The organism is Streptomyces sp. NPDC002671, from assembly GCF_053592475.1.
Map to the genome: position 1 here is coordinate 230,958 of NZ_JBSFVU010000011.1, position 17,164 is coordinate 248,121.

Genomic DNA, 17,164 nt, shown 5'->3' on the forward strand with positions numbered 1-17,164 from the left:
CCTACAGGATCACGTGGGGCAGGAAGCGGGCGTACTCGTCGGTGATCAGCCCCGAGGACTCGCGGATGCCGAGGCCTGCCGGCTCGTCCTGGACGACCCAGGCGCCGAGTACGACATGGTTGCCGTCGAAGGCGGGCAGGGGAGCCAACTGCTGGTAGCAGCAGGGCTCTTCGCGTACGACGGGTTCGGTGCCGGACTCGTGCACAGTGACGCCCGCGCCCTCCCGGCCGAGCAGCGGCTTGGCGACGTAGCCCTCGGTGGCCGCGAGTTCGCGGGGGCCGTCCAGGTAGGCGGGCAGGAGGTTGGGGTGGCCCGGGTACAGCTCCCACAGGATCGCGAGCAGGGCCTTGTTGCTCAGGAGCATCTTCCAGGCCGGTTCGATCCACAGGGTGCTGCCGGTGCCGCCGCCGTTGTCGAGGGTGTCGAGGACGTGCCCGGCGAAGGCGTCGGTGGTGAGCCACTCCCAGGGGTACAGCTTGAAGATGCTGCGGATGTACCGGAGCCGGTTGTCCACGAAGCGGCCGGACAGGGTGTCCCAGCCGATCTCCTCCATGGAGAGCCAGTCGGTCTCCAGGCCGGCCTGCTCGGCGGTCTCCTTCAGATAGGCGACTGTCATCAGGTCCTCGCCGAGTTCGTCGGCCGAGGAGTGCGCGAAGTGCAGGGGGCTGCCGGGCGGGAGCAGCCCCGCCTGCTTGCGCCAGGCGTCGACGAGGCGTTCGTGCAGGGAGTTCCACTGGTCGGCGCCCGGGAAGCGGTCCTCCATCCAGAACCACTGCGGGGAGGCCGCCTCCACCAGCGAGGTGGGCGTGTCGGCGTTGTACTCCAGCAGCTTCGCCGGGCCGGTGCCGTCGTAGCGGAGGTCGAAACGGCCGTAGACGGACGGGAGTTCGGCGCGGCGGTGCCAGGCCTCGGTGACGGCCGCGGCGAGGCGCGGGTCGGTGATGCCGAGGTCGGCGAGGCGATCGTTCGCCACGATGTACTCGGCCGCGGCCAGGCACATGCGGTGCAGTTCCTCGACGGTCTCCTCCAGCGCCTCGACCTCGTCCAGCGAGAAGACGTAGTAGGCGCTCTCGTCCCAGTACGGGCGCAGGGAGCCGTCGGGGTGCCGCGTGAGCGGGTAGACGAGCCCCTGCTCCTCGACGGTCTGCTGCCAGCCGGGGCGGGGGGTGATGGTACGGCGTTCCATGCTGCCGACTCCGTCAGCCGCCGGAGCTGTGGTGGCCGCCGCCGAAGCCGCCGCGGTGGACTCCGCTGCGGTGACGGTCGTCCGAGCCGCCCGAGCCCCCGTGGGGCTTGACGAAGGAACCGCCGTCGACCCAGCCGTGCTTCTTCTTGCCGCCGTAGTACCAGGCCGTGTTGACCTTGACCTTGAGGAACTTGCCGGGCTGTACGGACTTGCCGGTCTTGCAGTACTTGTCGGCGACGACCTTGTAGCCCTTGGCCAGGTTGTAGCTGTCGCGGTCGACGCAGCGCTTGTCCGGCTCGGAGGAGCAGGCGGTGAGGGCGGCGGCCAGCAGGCCCATGCCGCCGAGGACGACCGTGGTGGAGCGGAGTCGCCTGCGGGTGTTCGCCACGTGTGTCTCCCCCGTCGGGTGTGCGGTGTTCGGCGGCCAGCCTAAGGATCGGTGTGAAGGCCCCCGCGGGCGGCCCCGTGATCCATCCTTCCCCTAGAGTCCCTTTGTGTTGTTTGGAATGGTGTGCGCCCTCGGCGCGGCGGTCTGCTTCGGTACGGCGACGGTATTGCAGGCGATGGCCGCCCGTGCGGCGACCACGGACGGGGATACCGGCGGGGACGCGGCGCTGCTCCTGCGGGCCCTGCGGCAGTGGCGGTACATCGCCGGGCTGGCGCTGGACGGGCTCGGCTTCCTGCTGCAGATCGCGGCGCTGCGGTCCGTGCCGATCTACGCGGTGGGCGCCGCCCTGGCGGCAAGCCTCGCGGTGACGGCGGTCGTGGCGGCGCGGCTGCTGCGGGTACGGCTGAACGGGCTGGAGTGGGCCGCGGTGGGGGTGGTGTGCGCGGGGCTCGCGATGCTGGGGTTGGCCTCGGGGACGGAGGGCGACCGGGCCGGTCCGGACTGGCTGGCGTACGCGATGGTCGGGGCGGCGGTGGGCGTGCTGCTGCTCGGCGGGGTCGGCGGACGGCTGACGGGGCGGACGCGGGCGCTGCTGCTCGGGCTCGGCGCGGGCTGCGGCTTCGGGGTGGTGGAGGTGGCGGTACGCCTGATCGACTCCCTGCGCCCGGCCGACCTGTTCACCAACCCGGCGACCTACGCCCTCCTGCTCGGCGGAGGCGCCGCGTTCCTGCTGCTGACCTCGGCCCTGCAACGCGGGTCGGTGACCACCGCGACGGCCGGCATGGTGATCGGCGAGACCATCGGCCCCGCGGCAGTGGGCGTCATCTGGCTGGGCGACCGCACCCGCGAGGGCCTGACCTGGCTGGCAGCCCTGGGCTTCGCCGTGGCGGTGGCGGGGGCGCTGCTGCTGGCGCGGTTCGGGGAGGCGCCGGCCTCCGGCGGTGAAGCCGCGGAAGCAGCAGGTTCATTGGGCTGACCGCCCCTGGGGCTGCGCCCCGGACCCCCTTCGGCCCTGCCGGGCCTCGTCCTCGAACGCCGGACGGGCTGAAGATTTACGCAGTCACGGCAGCACCCTGCACAACGCCTCCAACGCCCCGCCCCACGCGCTGTCCGACGGCGTCCCGTACCCCACCACCAGCGCGTCCACCGGCTCGGTGACGGCCTCCGGGTGGCGGTGGAAGGCCAGGCCGTGGAGGGCCAGGCCCTGCCAGGCGGCGGCCTGGATCACCGAGCGTTCCGTGCCGGGCGGCAGCCGGAGCACCGCGTGCAGTCCGGCCGAGATCCCGGTGACCCGTACCCCGGGCGCCCGGTCGGAGACCGCCGCCGCGAGGGCGTCGCGACGGCGCCGGTAGCGCAGGCGGGAGGAGCGGACGTGGCGGTCGTACGCGCCGGACGTGATGAACTCCGCCAGCGTCAACTGGTCCGGCGCTCCCACGGTGTCGGCGCCGCCCTTGGCCGACGTGACCTCCTCGACCAGGGACGGCGGCAGCACCATCCAGCCCAGCCGGAGGCCGGGCGCGAGGGACTTGCTGGCGGTGCCGAGGTAGGCGACGTGGTCGGGGTCCAGCCCTTGCAGCGCGCCGACGGGCTGGCGGTCGTAGCGGAACTCGCCGTCGTAGTCGTCCTCCAGGACCAGCCCGCCGGTCCGCCGCGCCCAGTCCACGAGCGCGGCCCGCCGCTCGGGGTGCAGGGCCGTGCCCATCGGGAACTGGTGGGCGGGCGTCAGCAGCACCGCCCCGGCCTCGTCCGTCAACTTCGTCGTATCCGTACCGTGTTCGTCGTACGGCAGCGGGGGCGTCGACAGGCCGGCCGCGCGCAGCAGGGCCCAGTGGACGTCGAGCCCGTACGACTCCACCGCCACCGTCCGCACCCCGCGCGCCCGCAGCACCGTGCCGAGGAGGCGCAGGGCGTGCGCGAAGCCCGCGGTGATCACCATGGTCTCGGGGTCGGCGCGGACGCCGCGTGCGCGGGCGAGGTAGCCGGCGAGGGCCGTGCGCAGCTCGGTCCGGCCGCGCGGGTCGCCGTAGCCGAGGGCGTCGTACGGCGCGGCGGTCAGGGCACGGCGGGCGGCCTTGAGCCACTCGGCGCGCGGGAAGGACGCGAGGTCGGGGGTGCCGGGCATGAGGCTGAGGGCCGGGAGGCCGGGCTCGGGGCGCCGGGGTGCCCTGCCGGTGCCCGGCGGCGCGGCCACGGCCCGGTCGGAGACCCGGGTGCCGGAGCCCTGCCGGGCCGTGAGCCAGCCCTCGGCGACCAGGTCGGCGTAGGCCTCGGCGACGGTGTTGCGGGCGATGCCGAGGTCGATGGCGAGGGAGCGGGAGGAGGGCAGCCGGGTGCCGGGGGCGAGGCGGCCTGTGCGCACCGCGTCCCGCAGGGCGTCGGTCAGGCCCCGGCGCAGCCCGCCGGAGCGGGCCGGTTCCAGGTGCAGGTCGACGCCCAGAGTGGCCCAAGTTCTTGACATGGAAATGGACCATACTCCTGGGCTGCCTGACCCCTAGGGTCGACGGCATGAGCACAGAGCAAGCCGTCGAGTACGCCCCCGAGCACACCCCCCGCCTGCACTGGTACCGGCACGCCCCCGAGGTCTACAAGGCGATGGCCCGGCTGAGCGAGGCGGCCGAGCAGGGCCTGGACCCCTCGCTGGTGGAGCTCGTCCGGCTGCGCGCCTCGGCGATCAACAAGTGCGCGTTCTGCCTGGACATGCACACCAAGGACGCGCTGGCGGCCGGTGAGAGTGTCCAGCGGATCGTGCAGCTGAACGCGTGGGAGGAGTCGAAGCACTTCTACACGGAGAAGGAGCTGGCCGCGCTTGAGCTGACCGAGGCGGTCACCGACCTCACCGACGGGTTCGTCCCGGACGAGGTCTACGAGCGGGCCGCCCGGCACTTCGACGAGGCCGAGCTCGCCCAGCTCATCGCGACCATCGCGGTGATCAACGCGTGGAACCGCTTCGGCGTGTCGACCCGCGCGGTGCCGGGCCACTACAAGCCGGGGCAGTACAAGTGAACCGTACACAGCTGCTGGACAAGGAAGTCGCACAGGCGATGTCCGCGCTCAGCGCGGCGGCGAAGAAGGGGCTCGGTGATCCGGTCCTCGCCGAGCTGGTCATGATCCGCGCCTCGCAGATCAACCACTGCGCCTTCTGCCTCGACATGCACCTCCAGGTCGCCCGGAAGAACGGCGAGTCGGAGAACCGCATCCAGCTGCTCAACGCCTGGGAGGAGACGGAGGACCTCTACAGCGAGCGGGAACGGGCCGCGCTGGCCCTGACCGAGGCGGTCACCGTGCTCACTGGGGGCACCTCCCAGGCTTTCGGCTCTGGGGGAGGCTTCGTGCCGGACGCGGTGTACGAGCGGGCCGCCGGGCAGTTCACCGAGGCCGAACTCGCGCATCTGATCGGCCTGATCACCGTCATCAACGGCTGGAACCGCCTGATGGTCAGCCGCCGAGTCCCGCCAGGGGGTTACCAGCCGTGAGCAAGGTCGAGGTTTTCCGCGCACTGCACCTGGGGCGTGCCCAGGGCGACCCGCTCGTCCTGCCCGGACCATGGGACGCGGCCAGCGCCCGGGTGTTCGCCGAGGCCGGGTTCCCGGCGCTGGCCACGCCCAGCGCGGGCGTCGCCGCGAGCCTCGGGTACGCGGACGGGTCGACCCCGGCGGACGAGATGTTCGCGGCGGTGGCCCGGATCACGCGGGCGGTGGACGTGCCGGTGTCGGCGGACATCGAGGGCGGGTACGGGCTCGCGCCCAAGGAGCTGGTGGAACGGCTGCTGGAGGCGGGCGCGGTCGGGTGCAACCTGGAGGACTCGGCCGGCGACTCCCTCAAGGACCCGCGCGAGCACGCCGAGTTCCTCGCCGAGGTCCGCTCGGCCGCCGCCGGGCGGCTGTTCCTCAACGCCCGGGTGGACACCTTCGTCCACGGGGACGGCGATGTCGAACAGGCCATCGAGCGGGCCGCGTTGTACGTGGCGGCGGGCGCCGACTGCGTGTACCCGATCCTCGCCCCGACGGACGCACTGCCGCTGCTGCGGGCCGGGATCCAGGGTCCGCTGAACATGGTGGCCCGCGTGGCCGGCGAGGGCCCCTCGCCCGCCGAACTCGGCGCGCTCGGGGCCACTCGCATCACGTTCGGGCCGGGATTCCAGTGGGCGGCCACCGCCGCGCTGCGGGAGATCGCCGGCCGACTCGTGAAATAAGGCCGTTCAGAACAGCCGGTGTTCTAGGACAGCCACTGCTTCCACACGGAAGGGTGGCTGTCCACCCACTTCTTCGCCGCCTCCTGCGGGCTCAGCTTCTGATCCGCGATCATCAGCGAGACCTCGTTCTGGTCCTCCGTCGTCCACTTGAACTTCTTCAGGAAGGCCGCCGCCCTGCCGCCGGACTTGGCGAAGCCGGCGTTGAGGTACTTCTGCAGCGGGGTGTGCGGGTAGGCACAGGTGATCTTGGCCAGATCCGCGTCGCAGCCCTCCTTGTACGGCGGCAGCTGCACCTCCGTCAGGGGGACCTTCTTGAACAGCCACTGGGGCGCGTACCAGTACGTCAGGAAGGGCTTCTTCTCCTTGGCGAACTGCTTCATCTGGGTGATCTGGGCCGCCTCGGAACCGGCGAAGACGACCTGGTAGTTCAGCTTCAGGTTCGTCACCAGGGCCTTGTCGTTGGTGACGTAGGACGGGGAGCCGTCCATCAGCTGGCCCTTGCCGCCGCTCTCCGCGGTGTGGAAGAGGGAGGCGTACTTGTTGAGGTTCTTCCAGTTCGTGATGTCCGGGTGCTGCTTGGCCAGGTAGGTCGGCACGAACCAGCCGATGTGGCCGGTGACGCCGAGGTCGCCGCCGGGCGCGATCGTCTTCTTGTCCTCGACGTACCGCTTCTCCTGGTCCGGGTGGCCCCAGTCCTCCATGATGGCGTCGACGCGGCCCTGGCTGAGCGCGTCCCAGGCGGGCACCTCGTCCACCTGGACGGTGTCGACGCGGTAGCCCAGCTTGTGCTCCAGCAGGTACTGGGCGACGGCCACGTTGGACTGGGCGCCGACCCAGGACTGCACGGACAGGGTCACGGACTTCGCGCCCTGGGCGTTGGCGAACGGGCTGGCCTGCTTGGTCATGTCGGCGGCACCGCAGCCGGTGAGCAGGGCGAGCGAGCCCACCACGGCGGTCGCGGTCAGGACGGTCGTACGAATGCGCATGTCAGGCTCCCTTCTTCGCGCGTCGTTCGGTGGGCTGGGTCACCCGGTCGAGCATCAGGCCCAGGCAGACGATGGCGGCGCCGGCGACGAGGCCGGTCGCCAGGTCGCCCTGGGCGAGGCCGAAGGCGACGTTGTAGCCGAGGGCGCCGCCGCCGACCAGGCCGCCGATGATGACGACGGCCAGGACCAGGACCACGCCCTGGTTGGCGGCGAGCAGCAACGAGCGCCGGGCGAGCGGGAGCTGGACCTGCCACAGCTGCTGGCGGCCGGTCGCGCCGAGCGAGCGCGCGGACTCCAGGGCGGCCGGGTCGACCTGGCGCAGGCCCTGCGCGGTGATCCGGACGACGGCCGGGAGGGCGTAGACGACGGCCGCGGCGACGGCGGGCGCGCGGCCCACGCCGAACAGGGCGACGACCGGGATCAGGTACACGAACTGCGGCATCGTCTGGAAGACGTCCAGGACGGGGCGCAGGGCGCGTTCGACGCGGTCGCTGCGGGCGGCGGCGATGCCGGCCGCGAAGCCGAGGACGAGGGTGACGGCCACGGCGGCGAGCACCTGCGAGAGCGTGTCGAGGGACGGCTCCCACACTCCGAGCACGCCGATCGCGGCCATGGCGAGCACGGCGGTCAGGGCGGTGCGCCAGGTGCCGATCACCCAGGCCAGCGCGGCCACGATGAGCAGCACCGCCCACCACGGCAGCCACTGCAGTCCGGAGCGGACGGGGTCGAGGACCCAGGTGGTGAAGTGGGCCGCCCAGTCGGCCGTACCGCCGACGACGGGGACGCCGGAGTACAGGTGGGCGGTCATCCAGTCGACGGCGCGGTTGACCGGCTCGGCGATGTCCAGCGTCCAGGACCCGGGCCAGTTCAGGCGGCCGAGCAGGCGCGCGGCCACGGCGAGCGCCACGGTGGCGGCGAGGGCGTACGGCCAGCCGATCGTCCGGCGGTCGCTCGCGTCGGCGCCGTTTCCGGCGGCTGCGGTGACGCGGTCCAGGACGACCGCGAGCAGCACGATCGGGATACCGGCCGCGAGGGCCGCGCCGACGTCGACGGAGGCGAGGGCCTGGTAGACGCGGTCGCCGAGGCCGCCGGCGCCGATGACGGAGGCGATGACGGCCATGGACAGCGCCATCATGATCGTCTGGTTGAGGCCGAGCAGGAGTTCCTTGCGGGCCAGCGGGATGCGGGCGGTCAGCAGCCGCTGGCGGGCGGTGGCGCCCAGCGACTCCACGGCCTCCAGGACTTCGGGGTCGGCGCCGCGCAGGCCGAGCGCCGTGAGGCGGGCCATCGGCGGGGCGGCGTAGACGACGGTGGCGAGGACGGCCGCGGGGACGCCGATGCCGAAGACCAGGACGACGGGGAGGAGGTACGCGAACGCCGGGAGCACCTGCATGGTGTCCAGGACCGGGCGCAGGGCGCGGTCCAGGCGGTCGGAGAGGCCGGCGGCGAGGCCGAGCAGCACGCCGACGACGACGGACGCGAGGACCGCGACCACCATCAGCGCGAGGGTCTGCATGGTCGGCACCCACATGCCGAGCGCTCCGCAGGCCAGGAAGGCGACGGCCGTGCCGGCAGCCAGGCGTACACCGGCGACGCGCCAGGCGACGAGGGCACCGAAGGCGGTGACGCCGAGCCAGCCCGCGGCGAGCAGGGTGAGGTAGACGGCGCGCACGGAGAGCACGACCGCGTTGCTGATGTAGCCGAAGAAGTACAGGAACAGGGGGTGGCTGTCCCGGTTGTCGATGACCCAGTTGCTGGCACTGGCGAGCGGCTTGGACAGGTCGACGGTCAGCGCGTGCGGCCAGGCGCCGCTGCCCCAGTGCGCGTCGACGGCGGGCACGAGCACGGCGGCGAAGAGCGCGAGCAGCAGGAGCTTGCCCACCGCCCGGTTACGGAGCAGGCCGGGGCGCATGGTGCGGGCGGTGGCGATGGTGAGTGTGGCCATCAGACGGCCTCCGGACTGGTGCGGGGGGCGGGCGGCGTCGCTGCGGCGGTGACGCCGGCGACCACGCCGAGCAGGCGCTCGTGGTCCACCGTCCCGAGGCAGTGGCCGTCCTGGACGACGCACGCCGGCTTGCCCTGGTGGGCCACCGTCTTGATCGCGTCGGCGACGACCGCGTCCGGGGCGAGGGCGCCCGGGTGGTCCGGGCCGCCGCAGTCCCCCGGCTTCATCGCCGTGCGGACGGTGACGACCTGCTCGCGCGGGACGTCCCGGACGAACTCGCGGACGTAGTCGTCGGCCGGGGTGGAGACGATCTCCTCCGGGGTGCCGAGCTGGACCACGCGGCCGTCGCGCATCAGGGCGATGCGGTCGCCGAGCTTGAGGGCCTCGGAGAGGTCGTGGGTGATGAAGACCATCGTGCGGCCCTCCTCGCGGTGCAGGCGGACCACCTCCTCCTGCATGTCCCGCCGGATGAGCGGGTCGAGCGCGCTGAACGGCTCATCGAACAGGAGGACTTCGGGGTCGGCGGCAAGGGCGCGGGCGAGGCCCACGCGCTGGCGCTGGCCGCCGGAGAGCTGGGCGGGCCGGCGCTTCTCCATGCCTTCCAGGCCGACCTTGGCGACGACCTCGGCGGCCCGCTTGCGCCGCTCGGCCTTGCCGACGCCCTGGATCTCCAGGCCGTAGGCCACGTTGTCGAGGACCGTGCGGTGCGGGAGCAGGCCGAAGTGCTGGAAGACCATGGCGGCGCGGTGGCGGCGCAGTTCGCGCAGCCGGGCCTTGTCCATGGCGCGGACGTCCTCGCCGTCGATGGCGATCGAGCCGGCGGTGGGCTCGATCAGCCGGGTCAGGCAGCGCACGAGGGTGGACTTGCCGGAGCCGGACAGGCCCATGACGACGAAGACCTCGCCCTTGCGCACGTCGAAGGAGACGTCCTGGACGGCAGCCGTGCAGCCTGTGCGGGAGCGCAGGTCGGCGGGGCTGAGCCCGCTCAGTTCCGGGTCGGCGGGGACGCGGCCGGCCTTCGGGCCGAAGACCTTCCACAGGCCGTCGACGGAGAAGACAGGCGCGCTGTCGGTGGTGGGGGGCTTGCGTGTGGGCACGGTGAGAGTCATCGGGCGTCACCTCCGATAAGGTCGACGGCCTTCTCCCCGACCATGAGCACCCCGATCATCGGGTTGACCGCGGTCATGGTCGGGAAGACGGAGGCGTCGGCGATGCGAATGCCGTCGAGTCCGCGGATCTTCAGCTCCGGGTCGACTACGGTCAGTTCGTCGTCGGCGGCGCCCATCTTGCAGGTGCCGGCCGGGTGGTAGACGGTGTGTGCGACCTTGCGGGCGTACTCGCTCAGCTCGGCCTCGTCCTGGATCTCCGGGCCGGGGCACACCTCGCGCTTGAGCCAGCTCGCGAGCGGCTCGGACTTGGCGATCTCGCGGGCGATGCGGATGCCGTCGACCAGGGTCTGGCCGTCGTAGTCGTCCTCGTCGGTGAAGTAGCGGAAGTCCAGGGCGGGCTTCACGGACGGGTCGGCGCTGGTCAGGTAGAGCCGACCGCGGCTCTTCGGCTTGGGGATGTTCGGGGTCATGGAGACGCCGAACTCCGGCCGCTCGTAGCCCAGTCGTTCCGGGTTGTCCGTGAACGGGATCTGGTAGAAGTGGAACATCAGGTCCGGGCCCGCGTGTTCGGGGTCGCGGCGTACGAACAGGCCCGCGTCGGAGTCCATCGCGGAGTTCTCCGGGATCGGCCCGTGGGTCTCCCAGACGATGACCGACTCGGGGTGGTCGAGCAGGTTCTCGCCGACGCCGGGCAGGTCGAGCACGACCGGGATGCCGAGCGCTTCGAGGTCCGCCCGCGGCCCGATGCCGGAGTGCATGAGCAGGCGCGGCGAGTCGACGGCGCCGGCGCACAGGATGACCTCGCTGCGGGCGCGGACCAGCAGTTCCTCGCCGTCCTTGGTGCGCACGTGCACGCCCTCGGCGCGGGTGCCGGCCAGCTCCAGCTTGTAGGCCCAGGTCTCCAGGAAGATGTGCAGGTTGGGGCGCTCGTCCATGACCGGGTGCAGGTACGCCACCGAGGCGGAGGACCGCTTGTTGTTCTCCGGGTGGTAGGCGAGGTCGAAGAAGCCGACGCCCTCGGTGAACGGCTTCTTGTTGAAGCCCTCGACGCGCGGGACCCCGAGGGCCGACTGGGCGGCGTCCACGAAGTCGCGGGCGATGGAGTTCCGGTCCTTCTCGTCGACGGAGACGATGTTGTTCTTCAGGCGGGCGAAGTACGCCTCCATAGGCACCGCGCCCCAGCCCTTGGCACCCGCGGCCTCCCACTCGTCCCAGTCGGACGGCAGCGGCTTGAAGGAGATGAGGGTGTTGTGGGAGGAGCAGCCGCCGAGCACGCGGGCGCGGCTGTGCCGGATGTGCGAGTTGCCGCGGGGCTGCTCGGTGGTCGGGTAGTCGTAGTCGAGTTCGCCGCCGAGCAGGCCCATCCAGCGGCGCAGGGTGAGGACGTCGTCGCGGCCGACGTCGCTGGGGCCGCCCTCGATGACGGCGACGGTGACGTCCGGGTTCTCCGTGAGGCGGGCGGCGATGACGGAACCGGCGGTGCCGCCGCCGATGACGACGTAGTCGTAGGTGTCGGGGGTGTTCGGGGTGTGGGACATGGTGGTACTCGCTCCGGAAGCGTGGAGGGGTCGTACTCGAAGGGGAGGCGGGACGTCAGCCGGTGAACCAGCGGACCGGCCGCGGCGCGAGGTTCTGGTAGACGTGCTTGGTCTCGCGGTACTCGGCGAGCCCCGCGGGCCCCAGTTCCCGGCCGGTGCCGCTCTTGCCGAAGCCGCCCCACTCCGCCTGCGGCAGGTAGGGGTGGAAGTCGTTGATCCAGACGGTGCCGTGGCGCAGCCGGGCCGCGACGCGCCGGGCGCGGCCCGGGTCGGCGGTCCAGACGGCGCCCGCGAGGCCGTACTCGGTGTCGTTGGCGAGGGACACCGCCTCTTCCTCGGTGCGGAAGGTCTCGACGGTGAGGACCGGTCCGAAGACCTCCTCGCGCACGACCCGCATGTCGCGGTGGCAGTGGTCGAGGACGGTCGGCTCGTAGAAGTAGCCGGATTCCGGGCGGACTTCGCTCGGCTCGGGGCGCTTGCCGCCGCTGCGCAGTACGGCGCCCTCCGCCAGCGCGGAGGAGACGTACGCCTCGACCTTCGCGCGCTGCTGCTCGGAGACGAGCGGGCCGCACTCGACGCCGTCGGCGGTGCCGCGGCCGAGCCTGATCTGCTGGGCCCGACGGGCGAGTTCGGTGACGAAGCGGTCCCGGATCGACTCCTCGACGATCAGCCGGCCGCCGGCCGAGCAGACCTGGCCGCTGTGGATGAAGGCGGCGTTGAGGGCCTGGTCGACGGCGGTGTCGAAGTCCTCCGCGGTGGCGCAGGCGTCGGCGAAGACCACGTTGGGGTTCTTGCCGCCGAGTTCGAGCGCGACCTTCTTGACGGTGGGGGCGGCGGCCTGGGCGACCTTGGTGCCGCTGACCAGGCCGCCGGTGAAGGAGACCAGGTCGACGTCGGGGTGCTCGGCGAGCCGGGCGCCGACGGAGTGGCCGGGACCGGTGACGAGGTTGGCGACACCGGCGGGCAGCCCGGCCTCGGCGAGCAGGTCCATCAGCGCGATGGTCGTCATCGGGGTGATCTCGCTGGGCTTGACCACGAAGGTGTTGCCCGCGGCGAGCGCCGGGGCGATCTTCCAACTGGCCTGGAGCAGCGGGTAGTTCCAGGGCGTGATGAGCGCGCACACGCCCACGGGCTCGTGCACGACCACGCTGTGGATGTCGGGCGAGCCCGCGTCGACGACCCGGCCGGGGGCCTCGGCGGCGACCAGGTCGGCGAAGTAGCGGAAGGCGTCGGCGACGCAGTCGATGTCGATGCGGCCTTCCTCGGCCGTCTTGCCCGCGTCCCGGCTCTCCAGCAGGCCGACCTCCTCGCGGTCGCGCACGAGGAGGTCGGCGACGCGGCGCAGCAGGGCGGCGCGCTCGGCGACGGGGGTGCGCGGCCAGGGGCCGCGGTCGAAGGCCTGCCGGGCGGCGGCGATCGCGCGCTCCGCGTCCTTCTCGTCACCCTCCGCGACCACGGCGAAGGGCCGGGCGTCCGCAGGGTCGAGGATCTCGCGCGTGGCGCCGGAGCTCGCGGCCAGCCACTCGCCTCCCGCGTGGATAGTCGCCTCGGCCTGTCGTTCGGTTCTTTCCGCCATGATCGGTGTTGCCTTCCGTTCCTGTTCGGTACCCCTGTGTCACATGGGTGCCACACTCGGGGACCGTCACCGCCTGCCCCGGCCCATGCACGGCATGCGCAATCGGGGCTCGAAAGTGCGCCTCGTCACTGAAAATGCGGGCGAAAAGGGACAAAAGTAGGCTGGAAAAGGGTGTTGGGAGGTATGTGATGCCCAGAAGATCACTGACCTGTGCGGCGTCGACCATCACGGCGGCTCTTCTGCTCACCCCGGCCGCTTCCGTCGCCGCCCAAACAACCGACAGCGGCCCGAGCGCGCGTGACCTGGAGAAGGAGGCCCGCGCCAACCTCGTCAGGGCGGACTCCGTCCATCTGTCGCTCAGGGACAACAGCGCGAACGTGCGCGGCAACCGGACCGAACCGACCGTCGTGGACCTGACCCTGAACCGGCAGGGCAACTGCGTGGGCAAGGTCACCATGAGCGGGGGCGGCGGCAGTGTGGAGCTGATCAAGCAGGGCGACCAGGTCTGGATGAAGCCCGACACGGCCTTCTACAAGGCGCAGCTGCCGGGCGGCCAGGGCGGTGCGGTCGCCAACCTGTTCAGGGACCGCTACATCCACGGCTCCACGCACGACCCGCTGCTCAGGAACATGGCCGACAGCTGCGACCTGACCAACTTCCAGAAGGAGGTCGCGGGTCACCGCCTCGGATCGCCGACGAAGGGCTCGGAGACCACCGTGAACGGCACGAAGGCCATTGCGGTGAGCGGTACGTCGATGGGCAAGAACGTGGTCATGTACGTCAGTTCGACCACCCCGCACCGGCTGGTCGAGGCCACGCGGAAGGGCGGCGGCACGGACCAGACGCTGACGCTCGACAAGTACAACGCGCCGGTCCCCTCCGCCACCCCCTCCGCGCGCGAGTCCGTGGACATCTCGAAGCTGGAGCAGCAGCTGCAGAACTCCTGAGCTACTCCGTGTCCGGCGACGAATCGCAGCTCTGGCCGGGCGGGCAGAACCAGCTCAACGCGTTGTTGAGCAGCTGCAGTTCGTCGTCTCGGCCGTCGCTGTCGGGGCCGTAGGCGGCGATGGCGTAGATGTTGCCGTCCCCGGCGACGAAGCGCTCGTCGTAGACGTGCCAGGTGCCGACGTCGGGCTCGCCCTTGATGCTGCCGGCCAGGTACTCCAGGCGTGAGCCCACGAAGTCGCCCTGGTCGAGGCTCTCCAGGTTCAGCTCCTGGAAGCCGTCCGGCTTGCGGGTCTGGTCGGACAGGTACTGCTCGAACGAGGCGTCCGGGGACGACTCGGCCACCTGGTAGACCTGGAGCCGGTGTTGCCGGTCCGGGCTGCGGTAGCTGACGACCGCGATGCCGTACTGGGACTGGACCGAGGACCGCGACCAGCCCTCGGGGCGCGCTATTCGGAAGCCCTCCGCGTCCTCGTACGACTCGTAGCCCGAGGGGAGCTCGGACGGCGAGGCGGAGACCGAGTCCGAGGGAGACTCGGTTGGCTCGTCGCTCGGCGTCGGCGACTGGGAGACCGTGGAGGCCGGAGCCGACACGGACGCACTCGGCGAACCGCCCGCCCGCTTGGGCGAGTTGTCATCGCCGTTCTTGACGACGAAGGTCAGCACCAGGCTCACGGCAACACCGACGACGGCGGCCCCCACGACGACGGACCAGACCGTACGACGGCTGAAGCCGCCGGCCGGCGCAGGAGCCGGACCGGGCTCCGCCGGCCCACCGCCCCCCGGACCGGGCCACTCGGGCGTGGACCAGTCACCGCTGCCGCCATGGGGCGCGCCGGGGTCGTAGCCGCCGGCCGAAGTACCGGCACCGGTACCCGAGTTCGCGCCCGCGTCCGGCCCGCGCCACCATTCGACCGAAGACGGCACGGGCGGCGCCGCCTCAGGCGCCGAGGGGACAGCCGTCTCCTCCGCTGCCTGCGGAGCGTCCGGCGCGGCGGCCCGCGGACCGGCCGGCGGCCACGCCGGTGGCTGGTCCGGCATGGCCGGTGGTGGTGTTGTCGGTGGCGCGGTGGGCCGGGCGTTGTCGGCGTCCTCCCAGCGCTGGGTCTCCTCGTTCCAGAAGCGTGCTCCCCCGGTCATCGTCGCCCTCTCACAGCCCCACCAGGCCGGCCAGCGTGCCCGCCGAGGCGAGGACGGTCAGCAGGGCCTGGGAGTCGTCAAGGAGGTTGCGCAGACGCTCGCGGCGGGTGGGGGTCGCCTGGCCGGTGCGGGTGATCTCGTCCTCCGTGTCGGCGAGGGCCGCGTCCAGTTCCGCCGTCTGCTCGCTGGCCCGCACCCGGGCCAGGTCGGCACGCAACTCCCGTACCGCGGCCAGCAGTTCTTCGGCCGCCGCGTCATGCTGCGCGCTCGTGCCGTGGTGGCTCTCGGCGTGCGCGCGGTCGCCGATGGCGAACGTGCTGTTCGACACGTCGCCGATGCTGATCCTCGTCTCATCCGTTGCCATGGCCGTCGGCTCCCTTCTGCGGCGTGCCGCCGCCGGTCGTGGAGGAGGCGGAGGCCTTGTCGCCGACGGCGAACGTGCTGCCCTCGACCTTGCCGATGTGCACGCCTCCGTTGCTGATGTTGTTGACCTGCTGGACGAACTCACCGGTCTGGTACCCGGATTCGGCGAGCGCTGCCCGCACCCCGTTGGCGACCCGGTCCTGGATGCTCTTGAGGTAGCGGGAGACGTCCATCTCCTGGAAGTGCGAACCGGCGTCCGCCGAGCCCAGCTCCCGCACGGACAGCGTGGGCCCGTCGGGCAGCGCGTTCGCGTACCCGCCCGTCAGCAGCCGCCAGCCGTAGGCGACGGCCTTGCCGAGGACGATCAGGGAGGCGGCCAGGGAGCGCGGCAGCCGGGCCATGGCCCAGGCCGCCTTGCCGAGCACGTTGTTGTGCCGGAACCGGTGGGCCGTACGGTCGGCGTCCTTGAAGTCCGCGCGCACCGGCAGCAGCACATGTGGGGCGATCTCCAGCATGAGCATGCGGCCCTGGGTGTGGATGCGCACGAACACCGTGACGACCAGCTCCTCCTCCCAGCCGCCCACGCGGATGCGCAGGAAGTGGCGGCGCTTCTCGGCGCCCTCCTCGACCGCGTGCGCCCGGTGGTCCTCGAAGGCCTGCGGGTGGTACGGCGCGTCGTCGCGGCGCAGCAGCCCCTCGGCGGGCAGGAACACGCACTCGTCGAGCTCCAGCCAGCGCAGCCGGTCGCGCACGCCCGGTCCCGCGTACTCGGCGGGCAGCCGCAGCCGTTCCACCAGCGGCCGGATCTTCTCCAGCACCAGCCGGTTGCTGATCGGCTGCTGCTTCTTCAGCGGGTCGGGCTTCAGCTCGACGGCGAGGACCCAGTCCGGGTAGGCCGCTCCGGCCCCGCAGAACGGGCGCGCCTCGTGGTACATGACCAGCGGCGCGTGCTGCTCGGTCCGGATGCGGTGCTTGAGCCACTGGAAGCGCTGGCTGTCGCCCTGCTCGGCGGGGTCGCCGGCGGCGTCCGGGAAGCGCTGCGGGGACAGCTCGGCCGCGAGCACGCGCGCGAACGCGCCCCGCTGGCCCGCCGTGCACAGCACGATCAGCGCCAAGAAGACGAGCGCGGCCCAGGCCTGCCAGGGCTTGATCGCATCCGGAAGGTCCTTGAAGCCCGCGAGGAAGATGTCGCCCAGGGTCGACAGGCCGGGAATGTTGCCGGACGGACCGTACGCGTCGTGGGAGTCGTAGGACGAGTGGTCGCTGCTGCCGCCACCGAACGCGGCGATGACGGTGATCACCAGCAGCGTCGCGAACGTGAGGCGGCCCAACCAGCGGAAGACGAAGGCGGCCACCAGGCGGTACACGTGCGGCTCCGGCGCACGGCCCCTGATCCACACGCCGACGGCGAGGTAGAGGCTGGGTCCCAGGAAGAGGACCAGCAGGCCGCCGCTCAGCGCGGCTCCCACCACCCACAGGGCGAGGATCGCCGCGGCCCAGGCGAGCTCCTGCCGGCGGGCGCGCAGCGCGTGCGCGAGGACGCGGGCCGCGTCGAAACCGAGCGAAGGCGCGGCGAAACGCTGGCTGTTGAGGTGCAGCTGCCTGATGACGCGGTCCCGGTAACCGGAATCCAGATAGGTGCCCGCGCACAGCAGCCGGGTGGCCTCACTGGCGTGCGGTGGGGTGGCCGGTGGCGCGGGTGGTGGTCCCGCAGGCTGCGACGGGTCGGCCGGCTGCGGTTGCTGCGGCACATGGGCGGTGCTCACGCGAGTCCCCCGAGGCGTGGAAAGTCACTT

General features: G+C 72.0%; 16 protein-coding genes. 5 read left to right on the plus strand and 11 right to left on the minus strand.

Going from position 1 to position 17,164, the window contains the following annotated elements:
* Position 1: 1 nt before the first annotated feature.
* Entirely contained in the window at positions 2–1,186 is a 1,185-nt protein-coding gene (locus ACWD35_RS19575; protein ID WP_451352516.1) for a glutathionylspermidine synthase family protein, read from the minus strand.
* A gap of 13 nt (positions 1,187–1,199) precedes the next feature.
* Entirely contained in the window at positions 1,200–1,574 is a 375-nt protein-coding gene (locus ACWD35_RS19580) for a hypothetical protein (protein WP_451352517.1), read from the minus strand.
* 118 nt (positions 1,575–1,692) lie between these two features.
* Here ACWD35_RS19580 and ACWD35_RS19585 point away from each other — a divergent pair, with 118 nt between their 5' ends.
* On the plus strand, positions 1,693–2,550 hold the full coding sequence (locus ACWD35_RS19585) for a DMT family transporter (RefSeq protein ID WP_451352578.1): 858 nt from the start codon (positions 1,693–1,695) through the stop codon (positions 2,548–2,550).
* 84 nt (positions 2,551–2,634) lie between these two features.
* Here ACWD35_RS19585 and pdxR read toward each other — a convergent pair whose 3' ends face one another.
* On the minus strand, positions 2,635–4,032 hold the full coding sequence (pdxR, locus tag ACWD35_RS19590; protein ID WP_451352518.1) for a MocR-like pyridoxine biosynthesis transcription factor PdxR: 1,398 nt from the start codon (positions 4,030–4,032) through the stop codon (positions 2,635–2,637).
* Positions 4,033–4,079: 47 nt separating this feature from the next.
* On the opposite strand from pdxR, the gene ACWD35_RS19595 reads away from it, so the two are divergent.
* Genes ACWD35_RS19595 through ACWD35_RS19605 form a run of 3 tightly spaced genes read left to right on the plus strand, consistent with a single transcriptional unit; the run spans position 4,080 to position 5,766 of the window.
* Entirely contained in the window at positions 4,080–4,577 is a 498-nt protein-coding gene (locus tag ACWD35_RS19595; protein ID WP_451352519.1) for a carboxymuconolactone decarboxylase family protein, read from the plus strand.
* Positions 4,574–5,047, plus strand: a complete 474-nt coding sequence (locus ACWD35_RS19600; protein ID WP_451352520.1) for a carboxymuconolactone decarboxylase family protein — start codon at positions 4,574–4,576, stop codon at positions 5,045–5,047. The genes ACWD35_RS19595 and ACWD35_RS19600 overlap by 4 nt, the downstream gene beginning before the upstream one ends.
* Positions 5,044–5,766, plus strand: a complete 723-nt coding sequence (locus ACWD35_RS19605; RefSeq protein WP_451352521.1) for an isocitrate lyase/PEP mutase family protein — start codon at positions 5,044–5,046, stop codon at positions 5,764–5,766. The genes ACWD35_RS19600 and ACWD35_RS19605 overlap by 4 nt, the downstream gene beginning before the upstream one ends.
* A 23-nt stretch (positions 5,767–5,789) precedes the next feature.
* Here ACWD35_RS19605 and ACWD35_RS19610 read toward each other — a convergent pair whose 3' ends face one another.
* The 5 genes from ACWD35_RS19610 to ACWD35_RS19630 are packed head-to-tail and all read right to left on the minus strand — an operon-like array spanning position 5,790 to position 12,920.
* Positions 5,790–6,752, minus strand: a complete 963-nt coding sequence (locus ACWD35_RS19610) for an ABC transporter substrate-binding protein (RefSeq protein ID WP_451352522.1) — start codon at positions 6,750–6,752, stop codon at positions 5,790–5,792.
* Position 6,753: 1 nt separating this feature from the next.
* Positions 6,754–8,697: an ABC transporter permease gene (locus ACWD35_RS19615; RefSeq protein WP_451352523.1), complete on the minus strand. Its 1,944-nt coding sequence runs from the start codon at positions 8,695–8,697 to the stop codon at positions 6,754–6,756.
* Complete coding sequence (locus tag ACWD35_RS19620; RefSeq protein ID WP_451352524.1) at positions 8,697–9,806, minus strand: quaternary amine ABC transporter ATP-binding protein; 1,110 nt, start codon at positions 9,804–9,806, stop codon at positions 8,697–8,699. Before ACWD35_RS19620 ends, ACWD35_RS19615 begins: the two co-directional genes overlap by 1 nt.
* Positions 9,803–11,344 (minus strand): GMC family oxidoreductase, encoded by a 1,542-nt coding sequence (locus ACWD35_RS19625; RefSeq protein ID WP_451352525.1) that lies wholly within the window; start codon positions 11,342–11,344, stop codon positions 9,803–9,805. The genes ACWD35_RS19620 and ACWD35_RS19625 overlap by 4 nt, the downstream gene beginning before the upstream one ends.
* Before the next feature lie 55 nt (positions 11,345–11,399).
* Positions 11,400–12,920: an aldehyde dehydrogenase family protein gene (locus ACWD35_RS19630; RefSeq protein ID WP_451352526.1), complete on the minus strand. Its 1,521-nt coding sequence runs from the start codon at positions 12,918–12,920 to the stop codon at positions 11,400–11,402.
* Positions 12,921–13,108: 188 nt separating this feature from the next.
* Between ACWD35_RS19630 and ACWD35_RS19635 the strand changes: the two genes are divergently transcribed.
* Positions 13,109–13,867, plus strand: a complete 759-nt coding sequence (locus ACWD35_RS19635; protein WP_451352527.1) for a hypothetical protein — start codon at positions 13,109–13,111, stop codon at positions 13,865–13,867.
* 1 nt (position 13,868) lies between these two features.
* Here the strand turns inward: ACWD35_RS19635 and ACWD35_RS19640 are convergent, their stop codons facing one another.
* The 3 genes from ACWD35_RS19640 to ACWD35_RS19650 are packed head-to-tail and all read right to left on the minus strand — an operon-like array spanning position 13,869 to position 17,134.
* Positions 13,869–15,005, minus strand: coding sequence for a hypothetical protein (locus ACWD35_RS19640; RefSeq protein ID WP_451352528.1), 1,137 nt, complete (start codon positions 15,003–15,005; stop codon positions 13,869–13,871).
* Positions 15,006–15,015: 10 nt separating this feature from the next.
* Positions 15,016–15,369, minus strand: a complete 354-nt coding sequence (locus ACWD35_RS19645) for a hypothetical protein (protein ID WP_451352529.1) — start codon at positions 15,367–15,369, stop codon at positions 15,016–15,018.
* Positions 15,356–17,134: a hypothetical protein gene (locus tag ACWD35_RS19650; RefSeq protein ID WP_451352530.1), complete on the minus strand. Its 1,779-nt coding sequence runs from the start codon at positions 17,132–17,134 to the stop codon at positions 15,356–15,358. Before ACWD35_RS19650 ends, ACWD35_RS19645 begins: the two co-directional genes overlap by 14 nt.
* Between the last annotated feature and the right edge of the window lie 30 nt (positions 17,135–17,164).